We start from the raw sequence: 20,084 nt of genomic DNA, 5'->3' as shown, positions 1-20,084 counted from the left end.
CTGTGCTGTTGACGTGCTCCTGCATGAACGCGCAGATACTAGCGGGCTTCGAGCGCCTGTTCACCAGCGATACGCATCGCCTGCAGCGGGGCAGGCGAACGGCCCGTCATCTGCTCGACCTGGAGCACCGCCTGGTGGACCAGAAGATCGAGTCCTCCTACCACCGCACCGCCGCGCCGCGACCAGGCGGCCGCGAGCGGGGTGGGCCAGGGTTCGTACAGCACGTCGAAGAGCGTCCCCGGCCCGTCGGGCACGGCGGTGGCGAGAGCGTCGGTCGTCCCGGCCGGAGTCGTCGCGATCACCAGCGGCGCCGCGAAGGCGCCGGGCGCCTCGGCCCAGTCGGCGGTGCGCACGTCGAGGCCGATGCGCTCGCCCCACCCACGCATCTCCTGAGCGCGCGCCTCGCTGCGTACGTAGGCGGTGACCGGCCCCGTACAGATACGGGACAGTGCGGCGAGCGCCGATGCGGCGGTGGCGCCCGACCCGAGGACGGCGGCCGACTCCACCTTCCCCACACCCCGCTCGCGCAGGGCGGCGACCATCCCGGGGATGTCCGTGTTGTCGCCGAGGCGCCTGCCGTCCTCGGTGATGACGACGGTGTTGACGGCCTCCACAGAGGCAGCGGTGTCGCTGATGCCGTCCAGCAGGGGAATGACCGCCCGCTTGAGCGGCATGGTCAGCGACAGCCCGGCCCATGTGCTGTCGAGCTTCCTCATGAAGTCGGCGAGCCGGAACTCGTCCACCTCGTACCGTTCGTACGACCAGTCGGTGAGGCCCAGCTCCGCGTAGGCGGCGCGGTGCAGCACCGGCGACAGTGAGTGCGTGATGGGTGAGCCGAGGACCGCCGCCCGGCGGACCTCAGTCCCGGCTTTCATCGAACTTCGCCTTCAGCTTCAGGAACTCGGCGTGCGTCTTGGCGAACTCCGTCTTGTGCCGGCCGTCGGTCGCCACGAAGTACAGCCAGCCTTCCTGAGTCGGATTGAGCGCCGCCGACAGCGCCACGTTGCCAGGGTTGCTGATGGGCCCCGGTGTCAGGCCCTTCTGCGTGTACGTGTTGTACGGGTCCTGGTTGCTGTTGATCTCGTCCTCAGGGATGTCAATCTTGCTCTGGCCCTTGAGGTAGTTGAATGCCGAGTCGAACTGGAGCAGCTGGTTCGTCTCGGTGTTGGTGGGCTTGAGGCGGTTGTAGACGACCTCGGACATCTTGCGGTAGTCGTCCTTGGTCTTGCCCTCGACCTGCACCAGGCTCGCGAGCGTGAGCAGCTCCCACGGGCTCTTGAGCCCCAGGCCCTTTGCCTTTTTCTCCAGGCCGGCCTTCTCGTACTCCTTGCCGGCCCGGGCGACCATCTCCTTGAGGAGGGCCTCGGGCTTGGTTCCCTTGGGCAGCGGATAGCTGGCCGGGAAGAGGAAACCTTCCAGCGGGTCCTTGACGTCGCGGTGGCCGGTCGCCCACTTGGGCAGGCCCAGGTTCTTGGCCTTGGCGGTCGCGACCGACTTCGTGGTGCCTGCCTTGAGCTCGAGCTCCTTGTCGATCTGTTCGTAGATCTGGCTGTTGCGCTGACCCTCGGGAATGATCAGGACGTTACGGCTTTCCGGGTTGAGCATCAGGGCGACCGCGCTCTTCGCCGACATGCCCTTCTTCAGGAGGTAGGCACCGTCCTGGATGGAGTTCCCGTCGGGGTTCTGGCTCTGGGCGGACACGAACGCGTCGACGCTCTTGACCACACCGGCGGCCTTGAGAATGTTGCCGATCTCGTAGCCGGTGGCGCCCTTGGGAATCGTCACGGCTGCGGAACCGCTGCCGCTGCCGTCGTAGTCCGGTGCCCCGCCGAACTGCTCCTGCCAGAACTCGTAGCCGAAGTAGGCGGCACCGCCGAGGCCGCCGACGAGGACCGTGGCGACGAGGAGGCAGGCCATGCCGTTGCGGCCCTTTTTCTTGCCCTTGCCCCCGCGATCGCGTCCGCCGTCGTCGCGACGCCGATCGCCCGGGTCGTCGTCGTACTCGTCGTCATCGTCGTCGTCGCGGCCGCCGGCGCCGGTGAAGAAGGGGTGGTTCTCCGCCTGCGAGTCCTCCGCGTCCCAGTCCGGCGCGGGGTCGGGTTCGGGCTGCCGCCTGCGGTTCGGGGGCTCCGGTGGCGGATAGGCCTGGGGAGTGCCGTAGTAGTCGGCCTCCTGCCGGCTGCCGTAACCGGGTGCCGGCTGTCCCGCGTAGGTGCCCGTCGGATCGGCGCCGTACGGCATGACCGGGTGCTGTCCCGTCTCCCAGGCGCCGGTGTACTGCTGCTGCTGATACTGCTGCTGGCCCTGGCCCTGGCCGTACGACTGGGGCGCCTGCGGGTGGTACTGCTGCTGGCCCTGGCCGTACTGCTGCGGGGCCTGCTGGGGGTACTGCTGTCCGGGCTGCTGACCGTACTGCTGCTGACCCTGGCCGTACGGATCCTGGCCGTACTGCTGGCCGTAACCCTGCTGATGCGGGTCCGGAGGCGTGCCGTACTGCTGCGGCTGCTGCGGGTACTGCTGCTGCGGCTGGCCGCCGTACGGGGCATGGCCGTCGGCCTGCTGCCCTCTCCACCCCTGGTCCCCGTACAAGGGATCCTCGGGATGCCACGGTTCGGAGCCCGGGCCCCGGCCATACTCAGTCATCGATCCCCTAGCGGCCGCGAGACAGGGCGCCTGTCGGTCCCGCCTCTCTCTGCTGTGCGGCAGCTGTTCGAACCGCCGCACCGCGCGGAACGTTACCGTATCGCGATCAGATGACCACTTCGACGCCCTCGCCGGGCGGATTATCGGATACCCGTTCAGACTCAAGAGCATTCTGAAGGATGATCACAGCGGCCGCCTGATCGATGACCGACCTGCCCTTTTTCGACTTCACGCCCGAGGCGCGCAGCCCCTGGCTTGCTGTCACTGTGGTCATCCTCTCGTCGACCAGTCGTACCGGCACCGGGGTGACGCCCCGCGCCAACTCCTGGGCGAAGGCACGGACCTTGGCCGCGGCCGGGCCCTCCCCGCCGCTGAGCGAGCGGGGCAGGCCGACCACGACCTCGATCGGCTCGTACTCCTCGACCAGCTGCCGCAGCCGCCGGTGGGCGGCCGGGACATCACGTCCCTGCACGGTCTCCACCGGCGTCGCGAGGACCCCGTCGGGGTCGCACGAGGCGACCCCGATACGGGCGTCCCCGACATCGATCGCGAGGCGTCGGCCGCGGCGCATGCCCACCGTCACGCGGTCTCGGCGACGAGGCGCTCGACGGCGGCCACGGCTTCGCCGATGGCCTGCGGGTTCTGGCCGCCGCCCTGGGCGACGTCCGGCTTGCCGCCACCGCCGCCGCCGAGGGTCTTGGCGGCCGCACGGACCAGGTCGCCGGCCTTGAGACCGCGCTCGCGAGCGGCCTCGTTGGTGGCGATGACGGTCAGCGGACGGCCGCCCGCGGTGGTGAACAGGGCCACGACGGAAGGACGGTCGCCGGCCCCGGACATTTGATCCAGCCGACCGCGGACGTCGAGGACCAGCTTGCGCAGATCGTCGGCTGCGGTGCCGTCCGGCACCGTGCCCGTCACCAGCGCGACACCGCGGACGTCCTTGGCACCCGAGGCGAGACCGGCGGCGGCGCCGAGCACCTTCTCCGCACGGAACTTCTCGATCTCCTTCTCGGCGTCCTTGAGCTTGCCGAGCATGGCGGCGATCTTCTCCGGGAGCTCCTCCGGACGGCCCTTGACCAGCTCCTGGAGCTGGGCGACGACCGTGTGCTCCTTGGCGAGGAAGCTGTAGGCGTCCACGCCGACCAGCGCCTCGACACGGCGCACACCGGAACCGATCGACGATTCGCCGAGCAGCTTCACCAGGCCCAGCTGGGCGGTGTTGTGCACATGCGTACCGCCGCACAGCTCCTTGGAGAAGTCGCCGATGGTCACGACGCGCACGCGCTCGCCGTACTTCTCACCGAACTCGGCGATGGCGCCCTGCTTCTTGGCCTCGTCGATGCTCATGATCTCGGCGTGCACATCGAGCTCACGCGAGAGGACCTCGTTGATCCTCTGCTCGACATCGGTGAGGACCGTGCCGGGAACGGCGTTGGGCGAGCCGAAGTCGAAGCGGAAACGGCCCGGCGAGTTCTCCGAACCGGCCTGGGCGGCCGTCGGGCCGAGGGCATCGCGCAGCGCCTGGTGGGTCAGGTGGGTGGCGCTGTGGGCGCGGGCGATGGCACGGCGGCGCTTGACGTCGATGGCGGCGTAGGCGGAGGCGCCGACCGTCACCTCGCCGACCTGGACGGAGCCCTTGTGCACGGAGACACCGGGGACCGGCTGCTGGACGTCGCGCACCTCGATGACGGCGCCCGAGTCGAGCTTGATACGTCCCTGGTCGGCGAGCTGGCCACCGCCCTCGGCGTAGAACGGGGTGCGGTCGAGGACGACCTCGACATCGTCACCCTCGGAGGCGGCGGGCGACGGGACACCGTTGACGAGCAGGCCGACGACCGTGGACTCGCCCTCGTTGGCCGTGTATCCGGTGAACTCGGTGACACCGGCGCCGTCGGCGATCTCGCGGTAGGCGGAGACGTCGGCGTGACCGGTCTTCTTGGCCCTGGCGTCGGCCTTGGCGCGGTCGCGCTGCTCCGTCATCAGACGGCGGAAGCCGTCCTCGTCCACGGACAGGCCCTGCTCGGCGGCCATCTCAAGGGTGAGGTCGATCGGGAAGCCCCAGGTGTCGTGGAGCAGGAACGCCTTGTCGCCGGCCAGGACGGTGCCGCCGGCGGCCTTGGTCTCGGTCACGGCGGTGTCGAGGATGTTCGTGCCGCCCTTGAGGGCCTTGAGGAAGGCGGCCTCTTCGGCGAGCGCGACGGTCTCGATGCGCCTGCGGTCGGTGATGAGCTCCGGGTACTGCTGCCCCATCGTGTCGATCACGACGTCGATGAGGTCCTTGACGACCGGACCGGAGGCGCCCATGAGGCGCATGTTGCGGATGGCACGGCGCATGATGCGGCGCAGCACATAGCCGCGGCCCTCGTTGCCCGGCGTGACGCCGTCGCCGATGAGCATGACGGAGGTGCGCATGTGGTCCGCGACCACGCGCATCGAGACGTCCGTGTCGTGCTTGTCGCCGTAGCGGACACCGGTGAGCCCGGTGGCCTTGTCCATCACGACGCGCAGGGTGTCGGTCTCGTACATGTTCTGTACGCCCTGCAGGATCATGGCGAGGCGTTCGAGGCCGAGACCGGTGTCGATGTTCTTGGAGGGCAGGTCGCCGAGGATCGGGAAGTCCTCCTTGCCCTCGCCGGCGCCTCGCTCGTACTGCATGAAGACGAGGTTCCAGATCTCCACGTAGCGCTCGTCGTTGACGGCGGGGCCGCCCTCGGCGCCGAACTCCGGGCCGCGGTCGTAGTTGATCTCGGAGCAGGGTCCGCAGGGGCCGGGGACGCCCATGGACCAGAAGTTGTCCTTCTTGCCCAGGCGCTGGATCCGCTCGGCGGGCACGCCGATCACGTCGCGCCAGATCGTCTCGGCCTCGTCGTCGTCGAGGTAGACGGTGATCCAGAGCTTCTCGGGCTCCAGGCCGTAGCCGCCGTCCGCCACGGAGCCGGTGAGCAGCTCCCAGGCGTACTTGATGGCGCCTTCCTTGAAGTAGTCACCGAAGGAGAAGTTGCCGCACATCTGGAAGAACGTGCCGTGCCGGGTGGTCTTGCCGACCTCTTCGATGTCCGGCGTGCGGACGCACTTCTGCACGCTGGTGGCCCGCGGGGCGGGCGGCTTGGCCTCACCGAGGAAGTACGGCTTGAAGGGCACCATGCCCGCGTTGACCAGCAGCAGAGTCGGGTCGTCCGCGATGAGCGACGCCGAAGGGACGACGGTGTGCCCGCGCTCCTCGAAGAAGCTCAGCCAGCGGCGGCGGATTTCAGCCGACTCCATCAGTGGTCCTCATTCCGGTTGTACGAATGCTCGGTGGGTGAATCGTTGGTCTGCGGTCGCTCCGCCTTCGGCGGCTTCGCCGGTGCGTGCTTGCTGTGCAGGTAGGCGATGGGCGCGGGCCCGCTGCGTTCGACCGCACCCAGCCTCGGCTGGGCGGGGAGCTCGCGGTCCGGCGATGTGTTCAGGCCCAGCACCTCGCCGAGCTCCGCCTCGCGCTGCAGCATCCCCGACCGGACGTCGAGGGCGAAGTCCTTGAGGCGGTGGCCCGCCTCGACCGCCCTGTTCGCGGCCTGCGCCGCAAGGCTTTCAGGGGTGAGCTGCTTGAGCTTGCGGTTGACCTTGGTGGTGGCCCACACTCCGGCTGCTGCGCCGGCGGTGAACCAGAACGTGCGGCGGAACATCGTTCGTCAGCCTTTCCGCTTTCCGCGCCTCGCGGCCGGCACCGTGCGTCCGACGATCAGCGTGCGACGGGTCGGCGCGGCGGGGGTGTCGTCGCTCGTGCGGCCCAGCGCCCGGCGTACGCCGTACCCGAAGGCGGCGACCTTGACCAGGGGGCCGCCGAAGGTCGATGCGACCGTCGTGGAGAGCGCGGAGGCGTTGGAGGTGACTTCCTGGACGTCGGATGCGATGGCATCGACCCGGTCGAGCTGGGTCTGCGCCGCGCGTACCGTCACGGAGGCGTCTGCCAGCAGCGGAACGGCCTGTTCGGTCACGTCCGCAACCAGCTTGGTGGTCGCCCTGAGCGTCTGCGCCAGCCTCACCAGCACCACGGCGAGGAAGGAGACCAGGATCGCCCAGAAGACGGCCACCAGAAGCCCGGCAACCTCTCCACCGGTCACTGTGCACCGCTCCCTGCTTGTAGAAAATCTCCCTCCGACCCTATCGCGCCCGGGGTGGCACCCCATACCGCATTAGCGGTGCACGGGACGGCAGTTGCCCCGGGCAGATTGTACGGAGTGCTTACGGGTGGGTACGCTGCGTGTCTCATGCGCCGCTCCTCTCGCTCCTTACCTCCCGTCGGCGACCGCCCGCCCCGTCAGGGCAATCTCCCCGCCGAGCTGAACCGCTTCGTGGGGCGGGCCGACGAGCTGGCAGCCCTCGACCGGGCGCTGGACGACACGCGCGCCCGCCTGGTGACCGTGGTCGGACCCGGCGGGGCCGGGAAGTCGAGGCTCGCGGCACACGCTGCGGCCGCAGCGCAGAATCGGTACGCCGACGGCGTGTGGCTGACCGAGCTGTCGCTGCTGCACGACGCCGATCTGATGGCCCATACCGTGGCGGAGTCGCTGGGGATCACCGACCACACCCGCCGGCCGCCCCGCGAGGTTCTGCTCGCACATCTCGCACGCCGCCGGTTGCTGCTCGTCCTGGACGGCTTCGAGCATCTCGTCGACGAGTGCGCGGCGCTGGTACGGGACATCCTGCGCCGTGCATCCGCCGTCCAGGTCCTCGCCGTGGGCCGCAGGCCGCTGCGCCTCTCCGGTGAGCAGGTCTTCACACTGTCGGCGATGACCGAGGACGACGCCGTGGAGCTCTTCACCGACCGGGCGAGACGCACCTGCCCGACGTTCCGGCTCACCGGCGCCGACCGTCGGCCGGTCGAGGAGATCTGCCGCCGCCTCGACCGGATCCCGCTCGCGCTGGAGCTGGCCGCCGGGCGGCTGCCCGCACTCTCCCTCGATCAGCTGCTGGACCGGCTCGACGACCGGTTCGGGCTCCTCACCGGCGGCTGCCGGGGTGCGCTGCCGCGCCATCGGACACTGCGTACGGCGGTCGGCTGGAGCCATGAGCTGTGCACGCCCGAGGAGCGGCTGCTGTGGGCGCGACTGTCGGTGTTCGCCGGTCAGTTCGACCTGGAGGCTGCCGAGTACATCTGCAGCGGACCCGAGCTGCCCGCGGACCGGGTGCTCGACGTACTCGGTGAGCTGCTGGCCCAGTCCGTGGTCGGCCGCGAGGAGACGCGCGCAGGCGTCCGCTACCGCATGCTCGACACCGTCCGGGCCTACGGCGCCGAGTGGCTGGAGGCCCTCGGCGACGACGAGCGGCTGCGCAGACGGCACCGTGACTGGTACATCGGTCTGGCCACCTGGTGCGAGCTGGAGTGGTTCAGCCCTCGTCAGGCGGAGGTCGCGGCCTGCGCCGACAGCGCACTGCCCAATCTGCGGGCGGCGATCGAGCTGTGCCTCGAGCAGCCCGACGAGGTGCATCTGGGCCAGTATCTGGCGGGCACGCTGTGGTTCTACTGGGTCGGCTGCGGCCGGCTCGCCGAGGGCAGACACTGGCTGGACCGGTCGCTGGAGCTCCAGGCGGATCACGAGGAGTCCCGGCTGAAGGCGCTGTGGGTGCTCGGGTACGTGGCGGTGCTACAGGGTGACAACGCCTCGGCCGCGGGCGCGCTGTACGAGTGCCGGGATGCCGCGGAGCTGTCCGGCAACCGCGTGGCCGCCGCGTACGCCGTCCATCGCATCGGCTGTCTGTCGCTGGTCACCGATGACATGCCGCGCGCCGAAAGGCTGCTGCGGTCGGCACTGATCGGGTACGAGGAGGCCGGAGAGCTCAACAGCAATGTGCTGATGGCCCGGGTCGCGCTGGCGATGACCCTGGTGTTCCAGGACCGGCTGGACGCCGCGGTGGCGCTGTGCGAAGAGGTCCGGGAGATCTGCGAGGAACGCGGAGAGCGCTGGACCCGGTCGTACGCGCTGTACGTGCTGGCGTACGCCGCCTGGGCGGCCGGTGATCCGGGTTTGGCGCGGACACTGCTGGCCGAGTGCATCGATGTCGGCCACCGGTTCAACGACCTGGTGGCCCTGGTGCTGGCGATCGAGCTGCTGGCCCTGGTCACCGCGACCGAGGGCGATGCGGCAGAGGCCGCCGTGCTGCAGGGGGCGGCGGCGCCCGTGTGGGACGCGGTGGGCCTGCCGCTGTTCGGTTCCGGCCATTTCGGCGCACCACGGGCGCTGTGCGCGGAGCAGGCGGGCCGGCTCCTGGGGGCCGAGCGCTTCGAGGAGTGTCTGCGGGAGGGGCGCGAGCTGTCGCTGGACGCGGCCGTGCGGCGTGCGCTGACCGCGCCGGAGCCACCGCAACGGCACATGGCCCACCGGCGCAGCGTGCCGGCCCCGCCGCCGGTGGACCCCAGGAACGCGGGAGCCCGCCGGCTTCCCCACCGGTGAGGCGGGGAAGCGGCGGGCAGAAGCGCTGTGAGCTACGCCTTGATCAGCGGGCGTAGTACTCGACGACCAGCTGCTCGTCGCAGATGACCGGAACTTCCTTGCGCTGCGGGTCACGGTCCAGGCGGAACGCCAGGGCCTTCAGGTTGACCTGCAGGTAGCGCGGGGTCTCGCCGTCGGGGGCGAAGCCACCCTCACGCGCGACCTGGAAGAGGGCCTTCTCGCGGCTGCGCTCGCGGACCATCACGACGTCGTCGGGACGGACGCGGAACGACGGCTTGTCGACCTTGCCACCGTTTACCTCGATGTGGCCGTGGACGACCATCTGACGGGCCTGGTAGATGGTGCGGGCGATGCCCGAACGCAGGACCAGGGCGTCGAGGCGGCGCTCGAGCTCGATGACGAGCGCGTCACCGGTCTTGCCCTCGGCCTTCTTGGCGCGGTCGTAGGCACGCGCCATCTGGCGCTCGCTGATGTCGTACTGGGCGCGCAGACGCTGCTTCTCGAGCAGACGGACCTTGTAGTCCGAGTTCTGCTTGCGGCCACGGCCGTGCTCGCCCGGCGGGTAGGGGCGGGCCTCGAAGTACTTGACAGCCTTCGGCGTCAGGGCGATACCGAGCGCCCTCGACTTCTTGACCTTGGGACGCGACTGGTTAGGCACGTTCTCCAGACCTCCGTTGTAGGTTAGGTTAGGCTCACCTTACTCAAGGAGATCGCATGTCTCGCCCTGGGAACACCAAGCGCATCACGGACAGCACAACAAACACCGACGCATCTCAAGGCGTCGAGGTGACGGAGGTCCGATCAGCTCATGGTCAGCCGCGTCCCAGCGGGCTTGAAATCACTCGGATGCCGTCAGCAGCCGAGCGCACACGAACTCTCGTACAGAGTACATGCTCCGCACTGCTGCTCGTCCCCGGCCTGGAGTCGGCCCGGCCCGAGCAGCTGATGCCGCAGGCCCGTGTGGTGGGGACGGACGGCGAGGTGTTCCTGCTCTTCCCCGCCGACGCACCGACCGTACGCGCCGCGACGCACGCGCAGGACGACGAACTGTCCGCGGTGCTGGAGATCACCGATGTCGCGCCGATCTCGGTCCCCCAGCGTATTCGCGGCCGCGCCTGGGTCTCCGGCTGGCTGACCTGCGCGCCGGACTTCGCCGAGCCCGGGTCGATGATGCTCCGCCTGGAGGTCGGCGAGGCGAGCGTCGACGATCTGTGGGGCGCCGAGAGCGTCGACCCGGAGGCCTTCGCGAACGCGGCGGTCGATCCGCTCGTCGCGCACGAGGCCGAACTGCTCCAGCATCTGCACGCCGCGCACGACGATCAGGTGCAGGCGCTGTGCGGGCTGCTCGGCGAGCGCAGCGGGACGGTGGTCCCGCCGGCCGAACGCCGGGCGGACGCGCCGGAGGCGGTCACGCCGCGACTGCGGGCGGTGCCGCTGGCGCTGGACCGGTTCGGCCTGCGGGTGCGGTTCACGGGTGAGCAGTGCTTCGACGCGCGGTTCGACTTCCCCACCCCGGTGCGGGACATCACCGAACTGCGCCGCGCGATGCACACGCTCTTCGGGGCGGCCTCGCACTGACGCTTCGAGGCGGCTCGACCCGACGCGTGGCGTCAGCCCTGCTGCTCGCTCGGGCCCTCCCCGCGCAGCCGCTCGCGCACCTTCTCCACCACGTCGGCGTACCGCGCTTCCGCCCCGTAGCGGGTCGGCTCGTAGTAGCGGCGGCCGTGGACCGCGTCCGGTGCGTACTGCTGGGCCGCGATACCGCCCGCCACGTCGTGCGGATACACATAACCCTGCGCATGGCCGAGCTTGGCCGCGCCCTTGTAGTGGCCGTCGCGCAGATGGGCCGGCACCGGGCCCGCCAGCCCGTTCCGCACGTCCTGCCGGGCGGCGGAGATCGCGGTCGTCGCGGCATTCGACTTGGGGGCCAGTGCGAGGGCGATGGTGGCGTGGCTGAGGGTGAGGGCGGCCTCCGGGAAGCCGATCATCGCCACGGCCTGTGCGGCCGCCACCGCTGTCGGCAGCGCCGTGGGGTCCGCGAGGCCGATGTCCTCGCTCGCCGAGATCATCAGCCGGCGAGCGATGAACCGCGGGTCCTCCCCCGCCTCGATCATGCGCGCCAGATAGTGCAGTGCCGCGTCCACGTCGGAGCCGCGGATCGATTTGATGAGCGCGCTGGCCACGTCGTAGTGCTGGTCGCCGTCGCGGTCGTACTTCACCGCCGCACGGTCGACCGTCTCCTCGAGCGTCGCCAGGGTGATGTCCGGCTCGCCCTTGTCCAGCGCGGCGCCCGCGGCAGCCTCCAGCGCGGTCAGCGCACGGCGCGCGTCACCGCCGGCGATCCGCAGCAGGTGCGCCCTGGCGTCCTTCGGGAGCGTGACCGCGCCGCCCAGTCCGCGCGTCTCGGTGAGCGCCCGCTGCAGCAGCCCGCCGATGTCCTCGTCGCCGAGCGGCTCCAGGGTGAGCAGCAGGGAGCGGGAGAGCAGCGGGGAGATCACCGAGAAGTACGGGTTCTCCGTGGTGGCCGCGATCAGGGTCACCCAGCGGTTCTCCACGGCGGGCAGCAGGGAGTCCTGCTGGGCCTTCGAGAAGCGGTGGATCTCGTCGAGGAAGAGGACGGTCTCCTTGCCGAAGCCGCCGGCGGCGCGCCGGGCACCGTCGATGACCGCCCGGACCTCCTTGACGCCCGCGGTGATCGCGGAGAGCTCCACGAATCGCTTGTTGGTCGCCTTCGACACGACATACGCGAGGGTCGTCTTGCCGGTGCCCGGCGGGCCCCAGAGGATCACCGACGACGCGCCTGCGGGCCCGCCGTTGCCCTCCCCGACGAGACGGCGCAGGGGCGACCCGGGCTTCAGCAGGTGCTGCTGGCCCACGACCTCGTCGAGGGTGCGCGGGCGCATCCGGACGGCCAGGGGACTCGCGGACGGGTCCTTCTCCTGGCGTTCCTCGGCGGCTGCGGTAAAGAGATCGGGCTCCACTTCATGAAGCCTAGGTCAGCCCACTGACAACGAGGTCAGCCGGTCCAGAAGTCCCACCAGCGGGTCAGGATCAGCATGCCGATGATGCCGGTGTGCAGCACCGGCAGCACCCAGGTGAACTCGTCGAGGAATCCGCGCAGCCACGCCGGGGCGGGCAGCAGTCCTTGGCGGATGTTGTGCGAGGTCACGTACCAGAACATGAAGATCGTGGCGACCCAGGCCAGGCAGCACCACAGGCACAGCGCGTTGATCGTGTACAGCGACTGGTACTGGAGCCAGGTGCAGAAGCCGACGCCGAAGAGCGTGCCCGCATTGAAGGTGAGCCAGTACCAGCGGCGGAAGCGAGCGCCCGCCAGCAGGCTCATGCCGACGCAGATCACCATCCCGTAGGCGACCAGTCCGAGCATCGGGTTGGGGAACCCGAGCGCGGACGCCTGGTCGCTCTCCATCACGTTGCCGCAGGAGACGACGGGGTTGAGGCTGCAGCCGGGGGTGAAGGTCGTCCCGGCGATCTTGGCCTCGAGGATCTTGAACTTGTCGATCGTGATGACCCAGGCGGCGAGGAGTCCGGCCGCGCCCGTGATCACCAGCAGCCAGGCGAACGCCCTGCCGCCGCCGACCGTGCCGCGCGCATCACGCGCCCCGTGGTCGGAGGACACATCGCCGGCCGCTGCAGTCGTCATATCGCTTCCATCGCTCGATGCCTGTGGGGGCCCGGCCATTCTGCCCCACGCACCTCGGTGTCCGCCGTTCGAGGGACATAAGGAGTCCCTCCGGCCGTCCCGGTCGGGGTCCGGCGGGAAAGGCAACTGGCGATGCAGGTGAGCCGCGAGTCGACGGGACGCCCATCTGCCGTGCGAGTTCGGCACGTTGGGCACGTCGGGCACGACAGGACGGTGGCCGGACGACGCGGGGCCCGGGCCGTTCATCCGGCCCGGGCCCCGCGCTCACTGCCGTACTCAGGCGAGCTTCGTCCGGATCTCCTCGATCAGCACATCCAGGGCGACGGCCTGCTGCTCGCCGGACTCCATGTCCTTGAGCTGCACCACGCCCTCGGCGAGGTCACGCTCGCCCGCGACGATCGCGTACCGCGCGCCGCTGCGGTTGGCGTTCTTCATCGCGCCCTTGAGGCCCTTGCCGCCGTAACTGAAGTCCGCGGCGACGCCCGCCTTGCGCAGCTCGGTGACCACACCGAACAGTACGCGGCGCGCCTCCTCGCCCAGCGGTACAGCGAACACACTGGTGCTGGCGGGCAGTTCGAGCTCGATGCCCTCGGCCTCCAGCGCAAGCACCGTGCGGTCGACGCCGAGCGCCCAGCCCACCGACGGAAGTGCCGGGCCGCCGATCATCTCGGACAGACCGTCGTAGCGGCCGCCGCCGCCCACCGCGGACTGCGAGCCGAGGCCGCCGTGGACGAACTCGAAGGTCGTGCGCGTGTAGTAGTCCAGACCGCGCACCAGCTTCTCGTCGTCCTCGAAGAGGACACCGGCCGCGGTCAGCAGCGCGCGCACCTCCTCGTGGTACGCCTTGCAGGCGTCGCAGAGGTAATCACGCAGCAGCGGCACGCCCACCAGCTGCTTCTGCACGCTGTCGCGCTTGTCGTCGAGAACCCGCAGCGGATTGATGTCGACCCGGCGGCGCGTGTCCTCGTCCAGATCCAGCCCCCGCAGGAAGCCCTGGAGCGCGTCACGGTAGACGGGACGGCACTCCTTGTCTCCGAGCGAGTTCAGCAGGATGCGGAAGTTGCGCAGGCCGAGCGAACGGTACGCCTGGTCCGCCAGGATGATCAGCTCGGCGTCCAGCGCCGGGTCCTCTGCGCCGATCGCCTCGGCACCGACCTGGGAGAAGTGCCTGTAGCGGCCCGCCTGCGGCTTCTCGTAGCGGTAGTACGAGCCCGAGTACCAGAGCTTCACGGGCAGGTTGCCCGCCTTGTGGAGGTTGGCCTCCAGCGCCGCGCGCAGCACGGACGCGGTGCCCTCGGGGCGCAGGGCGAGCTTGTCGCCGCCCTTGGTTTCGAAGGCGTACATCTCCTTGGACACGATGTCGGTGGACTCGCCGACACCGCGCGCGAACAGCTCGACGTTCTCGAAGCCGGGCGTCTCGACATAGCCGTAGCCGGAGTTCTTCAGCGGCGTGGAGATCGCCTCGCGCACCGCCAGGAACTTGGCGGAGCGCGGCGGAATCAGGTCGTACGTGCCCCTGGGGGCCTGAAAAGTGCTCACGGAAGGTCTCGTCACATTCCTCGTCGGGGAGCGGCCTGTGCGCTCCCGAGGCCGGCGGCCACTTCCCTCAGGTAGGGATTGCTGGCGCGCTCACGGCCGATGGTCGTCTGGGGACCGTGGCCGGACAGCACCACGGTCGAGTCGTCGAGCGGCAGGCAGACACGCGCCAGCGACTCGAGCATCTCGGCGTGGTCGCCGCCGGGCAGGTCCGTGCGTCCGATGGAGCCGGCGAACAGCAGGTCGCCCGAGAAGAAGACGGACGGAACGTCCGCGGACTCGGGCATCCGGAAGGTCACCGACCCCTTGGTATGCCCGGGCGCATGCGCGACGGAGAAGTCGAGGCCGGCCAGCTTCAGCGCGGCGCCGTCGGTCAGCTCCTTGACGTCGTCGGGCTCACCGACGGTCAGCTCACCCAGGAGCGGCATCCCGATGGACCGCCCGAGCGCCTTTTCCGGGTCGCTCATCATGTACCGGTCGGCGGGGTGGATCCAGGCAGGCACGTCGTGAGCACCGCACACGGGGACGACCGAGGCGACATGGTCGATGTGGCCGTGGGTGAGGACGACGGCGACAGGCTTGAGCCGGTGCTTCTTCAGCGCTTCCTCGACGCCTTCGGTGGCCTGGTGGCCCGGGTCGATGATCACGCACTCCTCGCCTGCGGCAGGGGCGACCAGATAGCAGTTGGTCCCCCAGGCCCCGGCAGGGAACCCGGCAATAAGCACGATCGTCCTCGGTTCGGTCGTCGAAAGGGCAGCTGGCGCAGCTGATTGCAGCAGATCAGAGCCTACCGGCGCCGCTTGTCCCACAGCCAACCCGTATACGGTACGGGCAAGCTCGGCGGTCAGCATTGACGTGACATCACGACGTACAAGGAGAAGACCTCGGTGGTCACCAGCGATCAGCGGCGGCGGCAGCTCGCCAGAGAGAAGTTCGTCCGCCAGCAGCAGCGGCGGGAGCAGGCGCAGATCAAGGCGAAGCGCCGCAACACCGTCATCGCCTCGGCACTGGCCGTCGTACTGCTCGCCGGCGCGGCCGCCTATGTCTCGGTCGGCCTGTCGGACGGCGACAAGGAGAACAGCGCCGCACCGGGCGAGAGCACATCGCCGGAGCCCACTCCGTCGAAGAGCGAGAACCGCGAGCCCGCCATGTCGATCGACACGAAGGCGAAGTACGCGCTGACGCTCAAGACCAACGAGGGCGACATCACGGTCGCGATGGACGCGACCAAGACCCCGCACACGGTGAACTCGTTCAAGTCGTTGGCGGACAAGGGGTACTTCGACGGCACGAAATGTCACCGTCTGACCACGCAGGGCATTTTCGTTCTGCAGTGCGGCGACCCCAAGGGCGACGGCACGGGCGATCCCGGTTACACGATCCCGGACGAGAATCTGACGAGCCTCGGCAAGGCGGGCGCGGACGGCACGGTCACCTACCCGGCCGGCACGGTGGCCATGGCCAACACCGGTGCTCCGAACTCCGGCGGCAGCCAGTTCTTCCTCGTGTACAAGAACACCAAACTGGCCCCTGGGTACACGCCGTTCGGCACCATGGACGACAAGGGCCTGAACACCGTGCTCGAGGTGTCGAAGGCCGGAGTCGAGGGCGGCGCGGGCGACGGCGCCCCGAAGAAGGCCGTCACCATCGAGAAGGCCACCGTCCCGAAGGTGTGAGCCGGGCAATTTCGGCCGCGCTGGGTGCGGACAGCCGGGCGGCCGTTCGCCTAGATTGGCGTTGTGCAGCGCGGACCGGGTTCGCGTTGTGAAGGGCGGGCGAGGCCCGTCCAGGAAACTGTGGACGATGCCCGGGGGGCGAACCCCCTCACTGGCATCAGGTGGAGGAGGCGCTGTGAGCAGCGACCCGTGGGGCCGCGTCGATGAGACGGGCACCGTGTACGTGCGTACTGCCGATGGCGAGAAGGTCGTCGGCTCGTGGCAGGCCGGGACTCCCGAGGAGGCGCTGGCCTACTTCGAGCGCAAGTACGAGGGCCTGGTGGTCGAGATCGGCCTCCTCGAGCGGAGGGTGAAGACCACCGACCTGTCGGCCAAGGACGCCCAGACCGCCATCGACCACCTGCGTACGCAGGTGGACGAGCATCACGCTGTGGGTGACCTCGACGCGCTGAGGACCCGGCTCGACGCACTCGTCGCGACGGTCGACAAGCGTCGCGAGGAGCGCAAGGTCCAGAAGGCGAAGCAGCACGACGAGGCCCGGCACGCCAAGGAGGCGCTGGTCGCCGAGGCGGAGGAGCTGGCACAGAGCGAGCAGTGGCGGGCGGCCGGCGAGCGGCTGCGCGCCCTGGTGGACACCTGGAAGGGCCTGCCCCGGCTCGACCGGAAGTCCGACGACGAACTGTGGCACCGCTTCTCGCACGCGCGCTCGGCGTTCTCCAAGCGCCGCAAGGCGCACTTCGCCTCGCTGGACGCGCAGCGCGAGGAGGCCCGGAAGACCAAGGAGAAGCTGGTCGCCGAGGCCGAGTCGCTGTCCGCCTCGACGGACTGGGGTGTCACGGCCGCCCGCTACCGCGAGCTGATGGCGCAGTGGAAGGCCGCGGGCCGGGCGCAGCGCGAGGCCGAGGACGATCTGTGGAACCGCTTCCGCGGTGCCCAGGACGTCTTCTTCGCCGCGCGCAGCGGTGTCTTCGCGGAGCGGGATGCCGAGCAGGCCGAGAACCTGAAGCTCAAGGAGGAGCTCGCGGCCGAGGCCGAGAAGCTGGTGCCGGTGACGGACCTCAAGGCGGCGCGTGCCGCCTTCCGGTCCATCAACGAGCGCTGGGAGGCCATCGGCCATGTGCCGCGCGACGCCCGTCCCAAGGTCGAGGGACGGATGCACGCGGTGGAGCGGGCGATCCAGGAGTCCGAGGACAACGAGTGGCGCCGTACGAACCCGGAGGCGCGTGCGCGTGCCGCGGGTCTGACGGGTCAGCTGCAGGCGGCCGTGGACAAGCTGCGTGGGCAGATCGACGCCGCGCGTGCCGCGGGCAACAACGCCAGGGCGGACAAGCTGGCGAAGGAGCTCGAGGGCCGGCAGGCGCTGCTGGACCAGGCGCTGAAGGGCCTGGAGGAGTTCGGCGGCTGATCGTCGCGGTGAAGGGGGCTCCCGGACCTCGGTCCGGGAGCCCCCTTCGTCTGCGTGGTCAGGGCGTCTGCCCGGTCAGGGACGGCGGGCCGAGGTCACGCGGTACACGTCGTACACGCCCTCCACGCCCCGTACCGCCTTCAGCACGTGCCCGAGGTGCTTGGGGTCGCCCATCTCGAAGGTGAAGCGTGAGGTGGCCACCCGGTCGCGGGAGGTCTGCACCGCCGCCGACAGGATGTTGACATGCTGGTCGGACAGGACCCGTGTGACGTCCGACAGCAGCCGGGAGCGGTCCAGTGCCTCCACCTGGATGGCGACGAGGAAGACGGACGACTGGGTCGGGGCCCATTCGACCTCGAGGATCCGCTCGGGCTGCTGCGAGAGCGAGTCGACGTTGACGCAGTCCGCCCGGTGAACCGATACGCCACTTCCGCGCGTGACGAAACCGATGATCGGATCGCCGGGCACCGGCGTACAGCAGCGGGCCAGCTTGACCCACACGTCCTCGACACCCTTGACGACCACACCGGGGTCGGCGCTGGAGCGGCGCTTGCCGCGGCTGCGCGAGGGCGGGACGGACTCGGCGATGTCCTCGTTGGCGGCCTCCTCGCCGCCGAGGGCCTGCACCAGCTTCTGTACGACGCCCTGCGCGGCCACATGACCCTCGCCGATCGCCGCGTACAGGGACGAGATGTCGGGGTAGCGCATCTCGTGCGCGAGCGTGACCAGGGAATCGCCGGTCAGGATGCGCTGGATCGGCAGGTTCTGCTTGCGCATGGCCCGCGCGATGGCGTCCTTGCCCTGCTCGATGGCCTCGTCGCGGCGCTCCTTGGAGAACCAGGCCCGGATCTTGTTGCGCGCCCGGGGGGACTTGACGAAGCCCAGCCAGTCGCGTGAGGGCCCGGCGCCTTCGGCCTTGGAGGTGAAGACCTCCACCAGATCGCCGTTGTCGAGGGTCGATTCGAGCGGGACGAGCCGTCCGTTGACCCGCGCGCCTATGGTGCGGTGGCCGACCTCGGTGTGGACGGCGTAGGCGAAGTCGACGGGGGTGGCGCCCGCGGGGAGCGCTATGACATCGCCCTTGGGGGTGAAGACGAAGACCTCGTTGCGGGACAGGTCGAAGCGGAGCGACTCCAGGAACTCGCCCGGGTCCTCGGTCTCCTTCTGCCAGTCCAGCAGCTGCCGCAGCCACGCCATGTCGTTGACGGTGTCCTGGCCGGCGCTGCCCTTGGCGGCGCGGGGCACGTCGGTGCGCACCTTGGAGGTGCCGGCGACGGTCTCCTGCTTGTACTTCCAGTGGGCGGCGATGCCGTACTCGGCGCGGCGGTGCATGTCGAAGGTGCGGATCTGCAGTTCGACCGGCTTGCCGTTGGGTCCGATGACCGTCGTGTGCAGCGACTGGTACATGTTGAACTTGGGCATCGCGATGTAGTCCTTGAACCGGCCCGGGACCGGATTCCAGCGCGCGTGCACGGTGCCGAGGGCCGCGTAGCAGTCCCGCACGGTGTCGACGAGGACTCGGATGCCCACCAGGTCGTAGATCTCCGCGAAGTCCCGGCCGCGGACGATCATCTTCTGGTAGACGCTGTAGTAGTGCTTCGGCCGGCCGGTGACGGTGGCCTTGATGCGGGCGGCGCGCAGATCGGACTGGACCTCGTCGGTCACTATGGCGAGGTACTCGTCGCGCTTGGGCGCGCGCTCGGCGACGAGCCGCACGATCTCGTCGTACATCTTGGGATAGAGGATCGCGAAGGCGAGGTCCTCGAGCTCCCACTTGATGGTGTTCATGCCCAGGCGGTGGGCCAGGGGCGCGTAGATCTCGAGGGTCTCGCGGGCCTTCTTCTCCTGCTTCTCCCGCTTCAGGTACCGCATGGTGCGCATGTTGTGCAGCCGGTCGGCGAGCTTGATGACCAGGACGCGCGGGTCCTTGGCCATGGCGACGACCATCTTGCGCACGGTCTCGGCCTGTGCGGCCTCACCGAACTTCACCTTGTCCAGCTTGGTGACGCCGTCGACGAGCAGGGCGACCTGGTCACCGAAGTCGCGGCGCAGGGTGTCCAGGCCGTACTCGGTGTCCTCGACCGTGTCGTGCAGCAGCCCCGCCATCAGGGTCGCCGGGTCCATGCCGAGCTCGGCGAGGATGGTGGTGACGGCGAGGGGATGCGTGATGTACGGGTCGCCGCTCTTGCGCTTCTGACCGCGGTGCCAACGCTCGGCGACCTGGTAGGCCCGCTCGACCTGGCGGAGTGTGGAGGTCTCGATCTTGGGGTCGTTGCTGCGCACGATCCGCAGGAGCGGTTCGAGGACCGGGTTGTACGGGGAGGAGCGCTGGACACCGAGGCGGGCGAGACGGGCGCGGACGCGGTTGGACGAGCCGCCGCTGCGCGCCACGGCGGGGGGCGCGGGCTTGGGGGCGGAGACAGGCGCCGGACCGTGTGCCCGCTCGGCACCGGCCGGCTTCTGCTGCTGTGCCTGCCCGCGGTCGGGCGTGACTGGGGCTGCCGCGGCCTTGTCGGCCTTCTGGTCGGGCTGCGCGGCGGCGGGCTGGGCCTCGTCTGGCAAGGGCACTCCTCGTGCGGTTCCGGGTCCCCCGGTCAGGCCCGGAAAGCCCATGGTATCGACCTCGCGCGTTCGGCTCGCGCTCGGACCGGGGCCCGGGCACGACCGAGGACGGGCACCTGGGTGTTCCCAGGTGCCCGTCCTCATGGTGAACGCTGCGCCGACCG

Annotated in this window: 16 protein-coding genes; 4 read left to right on the top strand and 12 right to left on the bottom strand. The window is 69.8% G+C overall.

Features of this window, described 5'->3' with window-relative positions; translation table 11 throughout:
* Positions 1–38: 38 nt before the first annotated feature.
* The 6 genes from OHS70_RS31015 to OHS70_RS30990 form a co-directional block, all read right to left on the bottom strand.
* Positions 39–875, bottom strand: a complete 837-nt coding sequence (locus OHS70_RS31015) for a shikimate dehydrogenase (protein ID WP_328402842.1) — start codon at positions 873–875, stop codon at positions 39–41.
* Entirely contained in the window at positions 859–2,643 is a 1,785-nt protein-coding gene (gene mltG / locus OHS70_RS31010; RefSeq protein ID WP_328402840.1) for an endolytic transglycosylase MltG, read from the bottom strand. Before mltG ends, OHS70_RS31015 begins: the two co-directional genes overlap by 17 nt.
* A gap of 106 nt (positions 2,644–2,749) precedes the next feature.
* Positions 2,750–3,214 (bottom strand): Holliday junction resolvase RuvX, encoded by a 465-nt coding sequence (ruvX, locus tag OHS70_RS31005; RefSeq protein WP_328402838.1) that lies wholly within the window; start codon positions 3,212–3,214, stop codon positions 2,750–2,752.
* Positions 3,215–3,222: 8 nt separating this feature from the next.
* Positions 3,223–5,907 (bottom strand): alanine--tRNA ligase, encoded by a 2,685-nt coding sequence (gene alaS / locus OHS70_RS31000; protein ID WP_328402836.1) that lies wholly within the window; start codon positions 5,905–5,907, stop codon positions 3,223–3,225.
* Positions 5,907–6,308 carry a DUF6167 family protein gene (locus OHS70_RS30995; RefSeq protein ID WP_328402834.1) on the bottom strand — a complete coding sequence of 134 codons (402 nt, stop codon included), beginning with the start codon at positions 6,306–6,308 and terminating at the stop codon, positions 5,907–5,909. Before OHS70_RS30995 ends, alaS begins: the two co-directional genes overlap by 1 nt.
* A gap of 6 nt (positions 6,309–6,314) precedes the next feature.
* A complete protein-coding gene (locus tag OHS70_RS30990) occupies positions 6,315–6,746 on the bottom strand; it encodes a DUF948 domain-containing protein (RefSeq protein WP_328402832.1) in 432 nt (143 codons plus the stop codon).
* A gap of 147 nt (positions 6,747–6,893) precedes the next feature.
* Between OHS70_RS30990 and OHS70_RS30985 the strand changes: the two genes are divergently transcribed.
* Complete coding sequence (locus OHS70_RS30985) at positions 6,894–9,077, top strand: ATP-binding protein (RefSeq protein ID WP_328402830.1); 2,184 nt, start codon at positions 6,894–6,896, stop codon at positions 9,075–9,077.
* A 43-nt stretch (positions 9,078–9,120) separates the two neighbouring features.
* Here the strand turns inward: OHS70_RS30985 and rpsD are convergent, their stop codons facing one another.
* Positions 9,121–9,735, bottom strand: coding sequence for a 30S ribosomal protein S4 (gene rpsD / locus OHS70_RS30980; protein WP_328402828.1), 615 nt, complete (start codon positions 9,733–9,735; stop codon positions 9,121–9,123).
* Positions 9,736–9,923: 188 nt separating this feature from the next.
* On the opposite strand from rpsD, the gene OHS70_RS30975 reads away from it, so the two are divergent.
* Positions 9,924–10,655, top strand: coding sequence for a DUF2470 domain-containing protein (locus tag OHS70_RS30975; protein WP_328402826.1), 732 nt, complete (start codon positions 9,924–9,926; stop codon positions 10,653–10,655).
* 32 nt (positions 10,656–10,687) lie between these two features.
* On the opposite strand, the gene OHS70_RS30970 is transcribed toward OHS70_RS30975, so the two are convergent.
* From OHS70_RS30970 to OHS70_RS30955, 4 genes are all read right to left on the bottom strand, one after another.
* Positions 10,688–12,058 (bottom strand): replication-associated recombination protein A, encoded by a 1,371-nt coding sequence (locus OHS70_RS30970; RefSeq protein WP_328402824.1) that lies wholly within the window; start codon positions 12,056–12,058, stop codon positions 10,688–10,690.
* A gap of 35 nt (positions 12,059–12,093) precedes the next feature.
* A complete protein-coding gene (locus tag OHS70_RS30965) occupies positions 12,094–12,741 on the bottom strand; it encodes a vitamin K epoxide reductase family protein (protein WP_328402822.1) in 648 nt (215 codons plus the stop codon).
* Between the two features lie 276 nt (positions 12,742–13,017).
* Positions 13,018–14,280 carry a histidine--tRNA ligase gene (gene hisS / locus OHS70_RS30960; RefSeq protein ID WP_328402820.1) on the bottom strand — a complete coding sequence of 421 codons (1,263 nt, stop codon included), beginning with the start codon at positions 14,278–14,280 and terminating at the stop codon, positions 13,018–13,020.
* An 11-nt stretch (positions 14,281–14,291) separates the two neighbouring features.
* Positions 14,292–15,002: an MBL fold metallo-hydrolase gene (locus tag OHS70_RS30955; RefSeq protein ID WP_328402818.1), complete on the bottom strand. Its 711-nt coding sequence runs from the start codon at positions 15,000–15,002 to the stop codon at positions 14,292–14,294.
* A gap of 162 nt (positions 15,003–15,164) precedes the next feature.
* Between OHS70_RS30955 and OHS70_RS30950 the strand changes: the two genes are divergently transcribed.
* Positions 15,165–15,953 carry a peptidylprolyl isomerase gene (locus OHS70_RS30950; RefSeq protein WP_328402816.1) on the top strand — a complete coding sequence of 263 codons (789 nt, stop codon included), beginning with the start codon at positions 15,165–15,167 and terminating at the stop codon, positions 15,951–15,953.
* Positions 15,954–16,128: 175 nt separating this feature from the next.
* Complete coding sequence (locus OHS70_RS30945; RefSeq protein WP_328402814.1) at positions 16,129–17,358, top strand: DUF349 domain-containing protein; 1,230 nt, start codon at positions 16,129–16,131, stop codon at positions 17,356–17,358.
* 75 nt (positions 17,359–17,433) lie between these two features.
* On the opposite strand, the gene OHS70_RS30940 is transcribed toward OHS70_RS30945, so the two are convergent.
* On the bottom strand, positions 17,434–19,920 hold the full coding sequence (locus OHS70_RS30940) for a RelA/SpoT family protein (RefSeq protein WP_328402812.1): 2,487 nt from the start codon (positions 19,918–19,920) through the stop codon (positions 17,434–17,436).
* Positions 19,921–20,084: the final 164 nt, after the last annotated feature.

The organism is Streptomyces sp. NBC_00390 (assembly GCF_036057275.1).
GTDB lineage: Bacteria > Actinomycetota > Actinomycetes > Streptomycetales > Streptomycetaceae > Streptomyces.
Note: the sequence above shows the minus strand (reverse complement) of the source record. Positions and strands in the feature narration are given on the sequence as shown.